The sequence below is a fragment of the Lysinibacillus sp. CTST325 genome (assembly GCF_054665055.1).
This window is the reverse complement of sequence record NZ_BAAFHO010000010.1, coordinates 162,830-176,016: the sequence shown is the minus strand read 5'-3', so window position 1 is coordinate 176,016 and position 13,187 is coordinate 162,830. Positions and strand designations below refer to the sequence as shown.

Sequence of the window (13,187 nt, the reverse complement as noted above, 5' to 3'; positions counted from 1 at the left end):
CGCTCGACTTGCATGTATTAGGCACGCCGCCAGCGTTCGTCCTGAGCCAGGATCAAACTCTCCATAAAAAGAAATTTGATTAGCTCAAATTGTTTTGCTGGCATCATGTTTGATGTCCAAAATTTTGCTTCGTTCACTAACTCGAGGTTAGTTACTAAAAACTTTATTGATTACGTTTTGCTTGTTCAGTTTTCAAGGTTCATAATGTCACTAAAAGCGACAACTTCTACATCATACTACACAAAAATATGAATGTCAATAAGTTTTTTTGGAGCGGGTGATGAGAATCGAACTCACGACATCAGCTTGGAAGGCTGAGGTTTTACCATTAAACTACACCCGCGTGGTAAATTATATTTATTTAAAATGGCGCGCCCGACAGGAGTCGAACCCATAACCTTCTGATCCGTAGTCAGACGCTCTATCCAATTGAGCTACGGGCGCATATTATATAAATTCACAAATTGACTTGGTGCGGCCGAGAGGACTTGAACCTCCACGGGGTTGCCCCCACTAGGCCCTCAACCTAGCGCGTCTGCCGTTCCGCCACGACCGCATTCAATTAGGAACTTTCTCATTATACTATGATAACCCGAAAAGTCAACCTTTTTTCTTAAAAAAGATGAGCCATGAAGGACTCGAACCTTCGACCCTCTGATTAAAAGTCAGATGCTCTACCAACTGAGCTAATGGCTCATATTAAGAAATGAATGGCTGGGGTACTAGGATTCGAACCTAGGCATGACGGAATCAAAATCCGTTGCCTTACCGCTTGGCTATACCCCAATAAGTGGCGGTCCCGACCGGGATCGAACCGGCGATCTCCTGCGTGACAGGCAGGCATGTTAACCGCTACACCACGGGACCAATGTTACTATATTTTTATGAATCAAACTAATGAAATGACCCCTACGGGATTCGAACCCGTGTTACCGCCGTGAAAGGGCGGTGTCTTAACCACTTGACCAAGGGGCCATGGCTCCGAAGGCAGGACTCGAACCTGCGACAACCTGATTAACAGTCAGGTGCTACTACCAACTGAGCTACTTCGGAATAATTCATATATTTTGTCGTCGTTATCTTGTCGACTTTTACTATTATAGATACATCTATAATGAACGTCAACCCTTTTTTATTATTTTTTTCATTCCACTAGTTTTAAACGCCCTAAACACTTGCTACAACAGTATTTCCCCACATTCATTCTAATTTTCCTTACGTATAATTGTTGGCATTTTACACATGTATATGTATAAAGTCGACGTTGTTTTTTTTGAGATGTTTTAGGGATTTGCAATGCTGAGCAAAAACGAGGAGCGTTCACTTTTACTAATAGCTCTCGAAAATCTTTGTCTCGATGCTGATACCCTTTGCCTTCCAAGTGTAAATGATAATGACATAATTCGTGGCGAACTATACCTTCTACTTCGCTAATACCATACAATTCATAAGCTTTTGGATTAACTTCAATATTGTGCGATTGCAAAAGATAACGTCCTCCTGTTGAACGTAGCCTTGCATTAAAATATGCTCGATGCATGAATGGCTTCTGGAAGCTTTCTAATGATATTCGACTAACAAGACTTTGTAGTTCCTCATTGTTCATATCTATATCACCTCTAACAATAAGAATACCACACTGCGTAGTATAGACAGTGTGGTATTCATTTATCCCGCGTTAACGGACCGTAATTAATCTGTAGCGAAAACAAAGCGTCAGCGGCAGTTACGCCAAGGCGAAATTGATTACACTTCGATAGTTTGATCTTTAGGAGGTAGCATCGTTAGTGAAATGCGCCCTTTTTTGACATCTATTTGTTCGACCCAAACCGTCACAATGTCACCGAGAGCAACAACCTCTAATGGATGTTTAATACGTCTTTTTTGTAATTTTGAAATATGCACAAGCCCGTCCTGCTTCACTCCAATATCTACAAACGCTCCGAAATCAACTACGTTTCTAACTGTACCTTGCAATTCCATCCCAACTTGTAAATCTTCCATTTTTAATACATCTGTTTTCAGCAGAGGCTGAGGGAATGCATCACGTGGATCGCGACTTGGTTTCATTAATGTATCCACAATATCCTGTACTGTGACAACTCCAATATCTAAAACTCCACTTAATTTTTCTACTTCTAGTTTTGCAATGGCCTCCTCTGCCTTTTGCGTCCCCAGCTCTTTTTTATCAATTTGTGCTACCTCTAAAATCTGCTCGGCTACACTATAGCTTTCAGGGTGAATACCCGTAGCGTCAAATGCATTTTTTGCTCCTGGAACACGTAAGAAACCAATTGCTTGTTCATACGTTTTAGCACCAAGTCGTGGAATTTTCTTAAGTTGAGCACGTGTAGTAAATTGTCCAGCTTCCTCTCGTACCTTTACAATATTCTCCGCAACTGTTTTAGATAATCCAGAAACATATTGCAGTAGCGAAGATGAGGCAGTATTAACATCAACACCAACTTGGTTAACAGCTGTCTCTACTATAAATGTTAAGGACTCCGTCAATTTCTTTTGAGAGACATCATGCTGATACTGACCTACTCCAACTGCTTTTGGCTCAATTTTTACTAACTCTGACAACGGGTCTTGCAAACGACGCGCAATAGAAACCGCACTACGCTGTTCTACCTGTAAATCAGGAAACTCTGCACGAGCAATTTCAGACGCTGAATATACAGACGCCCCCGCTTCATTGACAATAACATAGGCCGTATCAGTTTCAAGCTCATTCAATACGTCTGCTATAAACTGTTCTGTTTCGCGCGAGGCAGTACCATTACCAATAGCAATTATAGTTATTGGGTATTTTGCTAAAATCTCTTTCACAACCGCTTTCGATTTTGCTACATCTGGCTTCGGCGGATGTGGATAAATGGCTGTAACCTCTAGCATTTTCCCGGTTTCATCCACAACAGCTAACTTACAACCTGTACGATACGCTGGATCAACACCCAATACATACTTTCCTTTCATTGGAGGCTGTAATAAAAGATTACGCAAATTCTCAGAGAAAATGTGGATAGCCTGCATCTCTGCCTTTTCAGTAAGTTCATTTCGTAACTCTCGTTCTATAGAAGGCTGAATTAAACGCTTGTACGAATCCTCTATCGCTAGCTTCACCTCGGCAATTGCTGGTGAAGAACCTGTAGCAGGAATCCATTCCTTCCACATAATCATCAATACTCGATCTATTGGTACATGAATTGCTACTTTTAAGATTTCTTCTTTCTCACCACGATTTACAGCTAAAATACGGTGTGGAACAATACGATTTACAGGCTCTTCATATTCGTAATACATTTCGAAAACGTTTTTGTCGTCTGCCTCTGCATTCTTGACACTTGTTACGAGTACTCCATCTCTCCAGGAATACGTACGAATTTTTTCACGGATTGCCGCTTCATCAGCAAAGCGCTCTGCTAAAATATCTCGAGCCCCAGCTAACGCATCCTCTACATTAGTAACTTTCTCCTCATCTACGAAAGCCCTTGCTAATTGTTCTAAAGCATCACTACGATACTCTAATAGAAGATCTGCAAGAGGTTCTAGCCCTTTTTCTTTCGCTATAGTTGCCTTTGTTCGGCGTTTTTGTTTATAAGGTCGATATAAATCCTCTACACGCTGTAAAACAGTTGCTGCTTGAATAGCTTGTTCTAATTCAGGTGTTAGTTTATCTTGCTCCTGAATTAATCGTATAACCTCTTCTTTGCGTTGTTCAAGCTGCTGTATGTAGTGATAACGATCCTCTACAGCTTTAATCTGTACCTCATCAAGGGACCCGGTAGCTTCTTTTCGATAACGTGCAATGAATGGCACGGTGTTTCCTTCTTCTAATAATTTAATAACAGCATCAGCTTGACCTGGCTTAATAGATACATCCTTTGCAATAAGCTGTAACATTTGCTTTTGTTCCACATCATCACTACCTTTTTTCTTTTCATTTTACCATTACACTTTACTAAAATTGCAAAAAAATAGTCTACTCTAAAAGAAGAGTAAACTATTCATCAATTTTACCTTGGCATAATTGCGTCTGGGACTGTCCCCTCGCTCCAAAAATTTCAGAGCGAAACACCATCACTTACTAAGATAGATTCCTGTAACTTTTTTATTGCCTTCCTTTGTATTCTTGATACATGCATTTGAGAAATCCCTAATCGTTCCCCAACTTCATTTTGAGTAAGTTGTTCTAAATATGTAAGCTGAATTATTTCTCTTTCTCTCTCATCTAAAATACTCATAGCGTCAGAAACAATCATTCTTTTATTAGTCATTTCAAAGCCGTCATCTTCTTTACCCATAATATCAAACAGCGTTACTGTGCTGCCGTCAGAATCTGACTCTACTGAATGATCCATAGAAAGAGCATGATAACTACGGCTCATCTCCATAGCCTCTAAAACCTCTTCTTCTTCCACTTCTAGTTGATCCGCGATTTCCTTAATAGATGGAGAACGCTGCAACTCAATCGTCAACGCTTCCACTGTTGTTTTAATGCGCGGTCCTAATTCTTTTATTCGCCTTGGTACATGAACATCCCAAGTTTTATCGCGTAAAAAGCGCTTAATTTCCCCAACAATCGTTGGTACAGCAAATGCTTCAAAGCTCCGACCAACATTAGGATTAAAACGTCTAATTGCACCTAGCAACCCTAGCATACCTACTTGAGCGATATCATCATAATGGGATTTACCATTCGAATATTTGCGTGCAATGGACTCTACTAAATATCGATAATGCATCACTAAATTTGTTTGTGCTTCATCATCCTCTGTTGATTGGTACAACGCAATCCACCTTAATATATCTTCCTTGGACGAAGTTTTATGTGGTGATTCTTTCGACATTTTTTTCCACCTGCTCTCTAGCAACATGCTTTGTCATGAAAACAGTTACGCCACCATCGTTATTTATCATCACCTCATCCATCAAAGTTTCCATTAAATAAAGCCCTAAACCACCTTCTCGTAGACCCGCAATACCCTCTTCAGGATGATACGGACCAACCTTCGACTTTATTTCCTCAAAATTGAAACTATTGCCGTAATCTGCAATCATCATTTCTATTTTATTTTCATATAAAGCGCAACCTATGACGATTTCTCCTTCTTCTTCGTCCTTATATGCATGATGTACAACATTCGTTACCGCTTCACTTACTGCAATTTTTAAATCCTCAATATCATCATAATTAAATCCAACCCGACTAGCTAAGCCAGAAACCGTCAATCGAATCACACTGACAAATTGCGGTTTTGCAGGAACCCTTATCTCAATATAATCAAATTCCTTCATTTTCGTAATTCCACCTTTTTATCAGTTTCAATATCCATTAAATCGCTTAAACCAGTAATTTCAAACAACCTTTGTAATCTATTCGACAAACCTACAAGTTTAACTTTACCATTTTCACGTAACGTTCTTTTATAAAAGGCTACAAAAATACCTAACCCTGTACTATCCATGTAATTAACTTTGGATAAATTAAGCACTATTTCTAATCCTTCAGTAATTTTCACTGCCTCTAATTCCTCCCTAAGTCGTGAAGCAGTATAAGTATCTATTTCGCCCTCAATAAATCCGTATAATTTATTATCTAGTTCTTTAAAGTGTATCGCCATATCCATACAGCACACCTCCACCATATTTGTTTGACTGCTTTTCTATTCCCATAATTACAAAGGTTGAAACCCTATTTTTTTATAATCGCAACTGTAAAATCATCTGATAGTTTAAAACCCTGTATTTCTTCAATTTGCTTAAAAAGGAGATTACATAATTGTTGAGCTGATAAGTATTTATTTTTCAATATCAGTGATGTAATGACCTCTCGTGAATTCATTTCATCAAGCGTTCTGAATTCTGTAACACCATCCGTCATCATTATGACGATATCATTTTCTTCCAAAACAATTTCATTGTACGAATATTTCGTTTCTGGCAACACCCCAAGTAATAATCCCGTCGATTCCAAAGGAAAAAATTTATTATGTTTAGCGCAATAATGGAGGGCCGGCTCGTGACCTGCAGAAGCATAAGAAAAAATATTCTTTTGCATATCCAAACAACCGTAAAACATAGAAACGAACATACTGTCGTCTACACTCTTTTCAATTACTCGATTGATGACCTCTAATACATATGAAGGATCTTTATATGCATATTCTAACGTTTCAAGACTGTATTTCACCATAGACATACATAAAGCAGCGGGAACACCTTTTCCTACCACATCTGTCACAGCTACACTCAAATAATCCTCTCGATTATATGAAAAATGTACATAATCTCCATTCATCTTCCGGTTTGGAATAGATATCATTCCTATATCAATACTTGAAAGTTGTGGTACTTCTGTTTTAAGTAATGTTTTCTGAATGTTTGTTGCGATTTTCATTTCCATTTCATACTCTGCTTGTTTTTGTAATAAACTTTGGTGCTCCCTATGAGCCATTCCATAATGCACCATAACTTCGATAAGAAAATCATATGTGAGCTGTTCTTCACTCATTCTACGTGGAAATAGTTTCTCAACTGCGTTTTTATGAACACTTACAACATCCTCTGGAGATATATTCTTTTGGATTAACTGGCGAGTGAAATTTTGAGCAATATACAAATTCTTTTCAGTTTGATCGGTCATATAATCTGACAAAATCTTTTTATATTGAAATTCTAATTGTTCCAAAAATTCCACATCCTAACGCAGCCATTTTTCAGCTCTTATCGTTGTTCCTTCTCCCATAACCGATTGAATAACCATATTGTCCATCAATCGATTAACGCCTGGTAAACCTGCACCGAGCCCTCCCGAAGTGGAGTAGCCATCTTCCATCACTTTGCGAACATCTTCTATTCCTGGGCCCTGATCAGTTGCAATAACAATTATTTTCTTCTCAGTGTCTGTCTCAACTTTGTCAATTTCAATGACACCTATCCTTGCATATAAATATATATTTCGGGCTAGTTCACTTATAGCTGTGGTGATTCGTGCCTGATCAACAGTGTCAAATCCAAGCGCCTTCGCTTCGTCACGCCCCAGTTGTCTTGCTGCTACTATATCCCACTCAGTAATAATTTCAACCGAAGACTTAATTGTCACTGTTGCCCCCCCAATTCCTTTCGGAGTTATACTCTTACACTTTTTTCGACCTACTTTAATGAAATGCTTTAAATAATTCAGATCATCTTATCAATTTTCACCTTGACGTAATTGCATTTTCGCTACGTTAACTTTACGCTTTCGCACAGACAAACCCTTGTTGCTGTCGCTTCGCTTTCGCACAGACAAACCCTTGTTGCTGAACGAAGATAAAATTCTATTTATATTTTCTTAAACCACTCGATATTTTTTCAAAAATCTATTCAAAATATAGATCTTGAGTATATCTTAAATCTATTAATACCATTTTTGAATACCGATTTCAATTTATGGTAATAAAGATATTCGAGAGTACAATATCAATTTCGCCTTGGCGTAATTGTGGCTGCCGCTTCGCTTTCGCACAGAAAAGATTTGTTGCTGTCGCTTCGCTTTCGCACAGAAAAGATTTGCTGAATAAAGATAAAAAAGCATCGAGATGTAAATTCATCTCGATGCCACTATACACATATGTATATCAAAATTTAACAAGCCCTAAACTAATCATCAATGCACCATCAACTTTCTCCATCAACGCATGGTCAAGTTGCGTAATACGATCTGTCAATCTTGACTTATCAATCGTCCGCACCTGCTCGAGCAGAATAACCGAATCACGTTCAAAACCATACTTTTCAGCATTAATTTCAACGTGTGTCGGTAATTTTGCTTTTTGAATCTGTGCAGTGATAGCTGCGATGATGACAGTCGGACTAAATCGATTGCCAATATCATTTTGAATAATCAACACCGGCCTAGTGCCTCCTTGCTCGGACCCAACTACCGGCGATAAATCTGCAAAAAAAACGTCACCACGTTTTACATTCAAAGTGTCATCCCCCGCTAACGAGACGCTCCACCGTATGTTGTGCTTCATATTCTGCGTGCAAGCATTCACTTGCAATACTCAGATTTATATGAGACATTTCAACATATCCTTTCATCATAGCTTCCCGTATTTGATTTGGTTGCTCCTGCATTAAAACTTTGCGCGACAAAATACGCGCAAAAGATTCACTCTCAATTACTTCCTTTGTTTGTAGAAACAGTCTATCCTGAACAGCAATTGTAGCTTCTCTTAACTTTTTCTCGTACACAGCAAGCACCTCCAACGGAACCATCCACTTTTCATTACTACCCATTCTACCATTGAAAGATATCGTTGAAAAGACACGAAATGACACAATATCTGACAATTTAAAGTCCAAGTTGTAAAAATATGTAGGTTGTCGAAGGTATATGCCGATTAATTCATCTTGCAATTCATTACAAAATATGAATGACTCAGCTTCTTAGTAAATCTTCTATAGTTGTTATTTACCAAGTTGTTTAGTGTTTAGATATAGTATTCATTTATCCAAATTTAAATGTCAAAACTATTTAAGGCCGCCTATAACAAAATCCTTAAGTAACTTTTTTTAGGCTGAGTCTATAGATTAAATGTATACTCTAGGAACTCTCGCTGTAATAATACATGGTACTTCATAATTTATGGTTTCAAGCTTTGCTGCCCATTCATTCATTGAAATAGCATCATGTCCTTGACGACCAATGAGTGTTACTTTCTCACCTATAGCATATGCTTTAGGCAAGGCAACCATACATTGGTCCATACAAATTCGTCCAATAATCGGCATTCTTTGTCCATCAATCAGTACTTCTTGTCCACCTAATTTACGAATTACTCCATCTGCATAGCCTACTGGTATTGTTCCTATCCACATATCTGAAGGAGCCTCAAAAGTAGCTCCATAGCCTACTGAATCACCTGCTTGTAACTGCTTCACATGAACGAGCTCACTCTCAAGCGAAAACGCTGGCTGTAATGGAAATGGTAAAATCCCCTCTACATAAGAAGATGGTGATAATCCATACATCGATATACCATATCTAACAGCATCAAATTGTAAATGCGCATCTTTTACTAAAGATGTAGCCGTGTTTGATGCATGAACAAGTCTAGGCTTTTCAGGTAATGCAGTTACACATTGCTCAAAAAATTGTACTTGTCTATCGAAGTATGAAGTATCCTCTTCATCCGCAGTCGCAAAATGTGTAAAAATCCCATCTAGCTCTACATTCACTGTATTCTGTATTGTTTGATATAGAGCCAATAATTCTTGCTCTGAACGAACGCCAATTCTGCCCATTCCGCTATCTACTTTAATATGTAGTCGTAAAGGATTTGCTTCATTAGCTATGAACGGAGCCGCTTGCTGTACCCATTCACTTGCAAATGCCGTAAGAATAATGCGCTGCTGGGCAGCATATAGTGCAAATGAAACTGGAGAGGCACCCAATATTAGTATGTCTGGTTCTGCAAAATGCGCTCGAATATGTAATGCTTCATCGGGAGTTGCCACTGCAAGCATTGTTGCACCTGCCTCAAGTGCTGCTTCCGCAACGGCTACATCTCCATGACCGTAAGCATTTGCCTTTACGACAGCTATAATTTGAACATTAGGTCGAAGTAGCTCTTTTAAATTTTTTACGTTTTGTTGAATAGCTTGTAAGTCTACTACTGCTTTAGTTGGTCTAAAATATTGCTGTGTTTTCATTAGAATACCCTCTTTATTTTTTATTAAAACATTATGTATTGAATAATTTGCCTTTTTTATACCATTTTTACATAAGTTGTTCTATTTTAGACTAATTTTCTACATAACTTTTATCATATATGACTTAACAACTTCTAAACAGTGTTAATTTCCTTCAAAACTGTACGATTTTACTTAACAAGCTACAGCTTTCCATATAGAAAGCTGTAGCTAGAAAAATTATTTCATACTACCTATCGTCATAGAAGTGGCTACTTGCACCATTTCTTCACGAGTCAATTTACTAGATGCTACAAAGAATTCAACGCCATCCTTTTCCCAGCTAATAGAGGTATCGGTAATAGCACCAATCGTAAAGCCTAAATCTACTGGATCACCAGGAGACGATACTGGTAACATAGCAGCCTCTTTCGTAACTGGCTGTTGCATAACCGTAAATGGTTTATCACCGTCGAATGTTAAGATGACACGATCCATTCCACCCTCTTGCATAACTTTCTCTTCCACCATCTTCGTATTTTCTAAATTTACAACAGGGTAGTGTGTTTGGAACTCTTTATTTTCGGCTTCTGCACTTACTGCCTTTTTCTCTTCATTTCCATTCGGGTTATTGTTGCTCTCCTTACTGTCTTTATTATCTTTTTTATCTTTTTCTGGTGGTGTAGCTTGTTCACCTTTTGTTTCATCCGATTCTGTAAATTGCTCAACTGCATACTCTTTAGCCGCGTGTTGAACACCTAATTTTATATTTTTAAATGTGATACGAATTTGTTCTTCTTTTACATCATTCATAATTACTACGGAAGTTGGAAGCATTGTTTTCTTATCAACTGTTATAACTTGATGAGGCATACTATTTTTATAGCTATTTCTAGTAGCCGCTTCAAATATATATGCTTTGTCCTCTTCTTTCATGACTAAATTTTTATCTTGAGCTAAATCTTCTGCTAGTGCACCTATTAAATAAGCTTGACTATTTTTCTTTGGCCAATCACTTTGGAACTTATACATTTTGTTTAATGTAGGTGTAACAACAAAAACTCCATCTGCATTGCGCACTATCATTTGTGAAACATCTTTCCCACTTTCTACTACTTCTACTCGATAAAAATCAGGTTTCGTATGCCAAACTGTTACATCATATTTTTTCGGATCTCCACCAGATTTAATCTCCATCGTAGCATTTAGCTCATAACCATTTGCTTCTGCCCATTTCCCATTAACTTTTTTCAACACTTTTTCCTGTGAGTCTGTACCACATGCCGATAAAAGTAATATCGTACAAAATAAGACGAGCCATTTAACTATTCGGTTGCCCACGCTTTCACCCTTTCCTTCTTTCAAATCCACTACGACAATATATGAACCGTATTTGTCAGTTATGTCATTTGAACAAGGGCAATATATTTATCTTCACTCAGAAATTTATTTACTTTTAACTTATTTCTGCGTGTGTTTGGACAACCGCTGAAAAAAAGGAACTCAGTCTAAGAACGCCACGTCCTGTGGCATTACCGAAATGACCGACATCGTGTCGGCCCTCGTGCAGAGCTAAGCACAAAGCCGATTCCAGACCCAATTATGCCGAGGCATAATTGATTAGTTCATCGCCATAAACGTAGGGTTGATTTCCGCTCCGACTGGGGGCGTTCAGTCTTCGCTCCAATTAACTTATCTAAATGGCATACGTTCTAAAAATGTCATCCACAACTTTTGGTGATGAGCCTTTTTAATGTTTTATATGGCGCAAGCTTTGTTTATCATTATTTATTGTAATAATATTACTTGTGCCGCGGCGTATTCCTTAGAATGTGTGATACTTACAAATCCATTCGCAAGCTGTCCTTTGAAATATAAAACCGGATTTCCAGCTTCCCCTCTTAAAACTTCAATATCATGAAGCTTACATTCTTCACCAATACCAGTTCCTAATGCCTTTGAAAATGCTTCTTTTGCAGCGAATCGCCCAGCTAAAAATTCTATTTTACGAGTTTCTGAATGTGCGTCAAACAAAACTCTTTCCTTTTCAGTTAAAATGCGATCTTTAAATTTACTTGTTCTTCTTATCGCTTTAGCAATACGGTCAATTTCTACAATGTCGAGACCAATTCCTTTAATCATTTGAACTTCTCCTTTTCCTATTTCTAAAAAGCCATGTATAATAATTGTAAATTGAGGTGGAGTTATGTTTAGTAGAACAGAAAATTTTAAGCAATATACAAAGTATTATCCGATTGTTTCAACATTAATAGCGGTTAATTTAATTGTTTATGTACTAACTATTTTACCTGGTGTAGGAGAAAATGTATTGAATTACGGATTTCAATCGAAATTCCTTATACGATCTGGTGAATGGTGGCGTGTTTTTACTGCCATGTTTTTACATGCTGGCTTTTTGCACGTTTTCTTTAATATGTTTTCACTGTATTTATTCGGACCAGAGCTTGAAAGAATTGCTGGCAAGGTACGTTTTACTACAATTTATTTAATGTCTGGTATTGTAGGCAACGTGGCAACCTACTTACTTAATGATAGTAGCTACGGAAGTCTTGGTGCAAGTGGAGCTGTTTTCGGAATATTCGGTGCTTTTGGAGCACTTGTCTACTATACACGTCGTACAATGCCGATGCTTCGTAAACTTATTTTGCCCATCATTGTGATCAGTGTTATTATGACTTTCCTACAGCCAAATGTGAATGTCTATGCTCACTTAGGCGGCTTAGTAGCAGGATTCCTTCTTGGACTCGTTTACTTACATCCAAAAAGAATTTTAAGCTGGCGTAAACAAAAGATGGCAGGTAAGTAATAAGTACAAGAGGAGCACTCCTCCGTGATAAGCTATCATCACGGATTGCTCCTCTTATTTTTTTACTAGAGTGATAGGCAATTCGTCAATTTTATTTCAAAGTGCGACCGTATCTTCTCTCGCTGCCTTTATTTTTTTCCATTCAACTGCTGTTAAGCCATAGACAACTTGGTCTACATGATGATCATAAAGCCACTCAGCATCTCTTAAACGCCCCTCTTCATGAAAACCTAACACTTTTGGAATTGTACGACTTCGAATATTCCCTACTGCTACTCGCACTTCAATGCGATTTAATTTTAAATAGCTAAAGGCATAATCAATAAATGCTTTCATAGAATTTGTGACTAAGCCTTTACCAACAAATTCGTTCCCTAACCAATATCCAATACTTGTCCATTTATGCTGCCAATTCACTTGATGATAGCCAATCACTCCTGCAAGTTGCCCCTCATAATAGATCCCCGCTTGTAAGCCATTATTATCTGCGTATTGTTGCATCGCACCTCTTACAAATCGCTCTGTATCTTCTACTGTTTTCACATCATCTACAAAAGGTAACCATTCACGCAACGTATCTCTCGAACGATCCGTCAACGCGAATAATTCATTTACGTCACTTAAATCCAACAATTTTAGATACGTGTTCTTATTAATATCATACTTAAACAAAATT

General features: G+C 38.0%; 14 protein-coding genes, 8 tRNA genes and 1 rRNA gene. 1 reads left to right on the top strand and 22 read right to left on the bottom strand.

The window, feature by feature from the left end; genetic code table 11:
* The 21 genes from ACYQ73_RS20160 to acpS form a co-directional block, all read right to left on the bottom strand.
* Nucleotides 1-68, bottom strand: a 16S ribosomal RNA gene (locus tag ACYQ73_RS20160); the annotation flags it as partial.
* Between the two features lie 201 nt (nucleotides 69-269).
* Nucleotides 270-343 (bottom strand) — tRNA-Gly (locus tag ACYQ73_RS20155).
* 24 nt (nucleotides 344-367) lie between these two features.
* A tRNA-Arg gene (locus ACYQ73_RS20150) sits at nucleotides 368-444 on the bottom strand.
* A 26-nt stretch (nucleotides 445-470) separates the two neighbouring features.
* Nucleotides 471-556 (bottom strand) — tRNA-Leu (locus ACYQ73_RS20145).
* A 67-nt stretch (nucleotides 557-623) separates the two neighbouring features.
* Nucleotides 624-696: transfer RNA gene (locus tag ACYQ73_RS20140), tRNA-Lys, on the bottom strand.
* Nucleotides 697-711: 15 nt separating this feature from the next.
* Nucleotides 712-786 (bottom strand) — tRNA-Gln (locus ACYQ73_RS20135).
* Between the two features lie 5 nt (nucleotides 787-791).
* Nucleotides 792-867 (bottom strand) — tRNA-Asp (locus tag ACYQ73_RS20130).
* Nucleotides 868-903: 36 nt separating this feature from the next.
* Nucleotides 904-975, bottom strand: a tRNA-Glu gene (locus tag ACYQ73_RS20125).
* A gap of 1 nt (nucleotide 976) precedes the next feature.
* Nucleotides 977-1,053, bottom strand: a tRNA-Asn gene (locus ACYQ73_RS20120).
* Nucleotides 1,054-1,144: 91 nt separating this feature from the next.
* Nucleotides 1,145-1,606, bottom strand: a complete 462-nt coding sequence (locus ACYQ73_RS20115) for a SprT family protein (protein ID WP_460014091.1) — start codon at nucleotides 1,604-1,606, stop codon at nucleotides 1,145-1,147.
* A gap of 140 nt (nucleotides 1,607-1,746) precedes the next feature.
* Nucleotides 1,747-3,921, bottom strand: a complete 2,175-nt coding sequence (locus ACYQ73_RS20110; protein WP_460014090.1) for a Tex family protein — start codon at nucleotides 3,919-3,921, stop codon at nucleotides 1,747-1,749.
* Nucleotides 3,922-4,067: 146 nt separating this feature from the next.
* Nucleotides 4,068-4,853: an RNA polymerase sigma factor SigB gene (sigB, locus tag ACYQ73_RS20105; RefSeq protein ID WP_460014089.1), complete on the bottom strand. Its 786-nt coding sequence runs from the start codon at nucleotides 4,851-4,853 to the stop codon at nucleotides 4,068-4,070.
* Nucleotides 4,831-5,301, bottom strand: a complete 471-nt coding sequence (gene rsbW, locus ACYQ73_RS20100; RefSeq protein ID WP_460014088.1) for an anti-sigma B factor RsbW — start codon at nucleotides 5,299-5,301, stop codon at nucleotides 4,831-4,833. Before rsbW ends, sigB begins: the two co-directional genes overlap by 23 nt.
* The gene (locus tag ACYQ73_RS20095; protein WP_460014087.1) at nucleotides 5,298-5,633 is read right to left on the bottom strand and encodes an anti-sigma factor antagonist; all 336 of its coding nucleotides are present in this window, start codon (nucleotides 5,631-5,633) and stop codon (nucleotides 5,298-5,300) included. Before ACYQ73_RS20095 ends, rsbW begins: the two co-directional genes overlap by 4 nt.
* 65 nt (nucleotides 5,634-5,698) lie before the next feature.
* Nucleotides 5,699-6,694 (bottom strand): SpoIIE family protein phosphatase, encoded by a 996-nt coding sequence (locus tag ACYQ73_RS20090; protein WP_460014086.1) that lies wholly within the window; start codon nucleotides 6,692-6,694, stop codon nucleotides 5,699-5,701.
* 12 nt (nucleotides 6,695-6,706) lie between these two features.
* Nucleotides 6,707-7,108 carry an anti-sigma regulatory factor gene (locus ACYQ73_RS20085; protein ID WP_460014085.1) on the bottom strand — a complete coding sequence of 134 codons (402 nt, stop codon included), beginning with the start codon at nucleotides 7,106-7,108 and terminating at the stop codon, nucleotides 6,707-6,709.
* A 517-nt stretch (nucleotides 7,109-7,625) separates the two neighbouring features.
* A complete protein-coding gene (locus ACYQ73_RS20080; protein WP_049663446.1) occupies nucleotides 7,626-7,976 on the bottom strand; it encodes a type II toxin-antitoxin system PemK/MazF family toxin in 351 nt (116 codons plus the stop codon).
* A 4-nt stretch (nucleotides 7,977-7,980) separates the two neighbouring features.
* Nucleotides 7,981-8,268, bottom strand: coding sequence for a hypothetical protein (locus ACYQ73_RS20075; protein WP_170939000.1), 288 nt, complete (start codon nucleotides 8,266-8,268; stop codon nucleotides 7,981-7,983).
* A gap of 315 nt (nucleotides 8,269-8,583) precedes the next feature.
* Nucleotides 8,584-9,705, bottom strand: a complete 1,122-nt coding sequence (gene alr / locus ACYQ73_RS20070; protein ID WP_460014084.1) for an alanine racemase — start codon at nucleotides 9,703-9,705, stop codon at nucleotides 8,584-8,586.
* Between the two features lie 219 nt (nucleotides 9,706-9,924).
* Nucleotides 9,925-11,025, bottom strand: coding sequence for a LolA family protein (locus ACYQ73_RS20065; protein WP_460014083.1), 1,101 nt, complete (start codon nucleotides 11,023-11,025; stop codon nucleotides 9,925-9,927).
* A 447-nt stretch (nucleotides 11,026-11,472) separates the two neighbouring features.
* Nucleotides 11,473-11,826, bottom strand: coding sequence for a holo-ACP synthase (gene acpS, locus ACYQ73_RS20060; RefSeq protein ID WP_460014082.1), 354 nt, complete (start codon nucleotides 11,824-11,826; stop codon nucleotides 11,473-11,475).
* Nucleotides 11,827-11,890: 64 nt separating this feature from the next.
* On the opposite strand from acpS, the gene ACYQ73_RS20055 reads away from it, so the two are divergent.
* Entirely contained in the window at nucleotides 11,891-12,511 is a 621-nt protein-coding gene (locus ACYQ73_RS20055) for a rhomboid family intramembrane serine protease (RefSeq protein ID WP_460014081.1), read from the top strand.
* A gap of 96 nt (nucleotides 12,512-12,607) precedes the next feature.
* Here the strand turns inward: ACYQ73_RS20055 and ACYQ73_RS20050 are convergent, their stop codons facing one another.
* A complete protein-coding gene (locus ACYQ73_RS20050; protein WP_460014080.1) occupies nucleotides 12,608-13,183 on the bottom strand; it encodes a GNAT family N-acetyltransferase in 576 nt (191 codons plus the stop codon).
* Nucleotides 13,184-13,187 lie beyond the last annotated feature (4 nt).

Coding starts and splice junctions, on each gene's coding strand:
- ACYQ73_RS20115 (WP_460014091.1), bottom strand. CDS start 1,606: ATGAACAATGAGGAACTACAAAGTCTTGTTAGTCGAATATCATTAGAA.
- sigB (WP_460014089.1), bottom strand. CDS start 4,853: ATGTCGAAAGAATCACCACATAAAACTTCGTCCAAGGAAGATATATTA.
- rsbW (WP_460014088.1), bottom strand. CDS start 5,301: ATGAAGGAATTTGATTATATTGAGATAAGGGTTCCTGCAAAACCGCAA.
- ACYQ73_RS20095 (WP_460014087.1), bottom strand. CDS start 5,633: ATGGATATGGCGATACACTTTAAAGAACTAGATAATAAATTATACGGA.
- ACYQ73_RS20075 (WP_170939000.1), bottom strand. CDS start 8,268: ATGGTTCCGTTGGAGGTGCTTGCTGTGTACGAGAAAAAGTTAAGAGAA.
- alr (WP_460014084.1), bottom strand. CDS start 9,705: ATGAAAACACAGCAATATTTTAGACCAACTAAAGCAGTAGTAGACTTA.
- acpS (WP_460014082.1), bottom strand. CDS start 11,826: ATGATTAAAGGAATTGGTCTCGACATTGTAGAAATTGACCGTATTGCT.
- ACYQ73_RS20055 (WP_460014081.1), top strand. CDS start 11,891: ATGTTTAGTAGAACAGAAAATTTTAAGCAATATACAAAGTATTATCCG.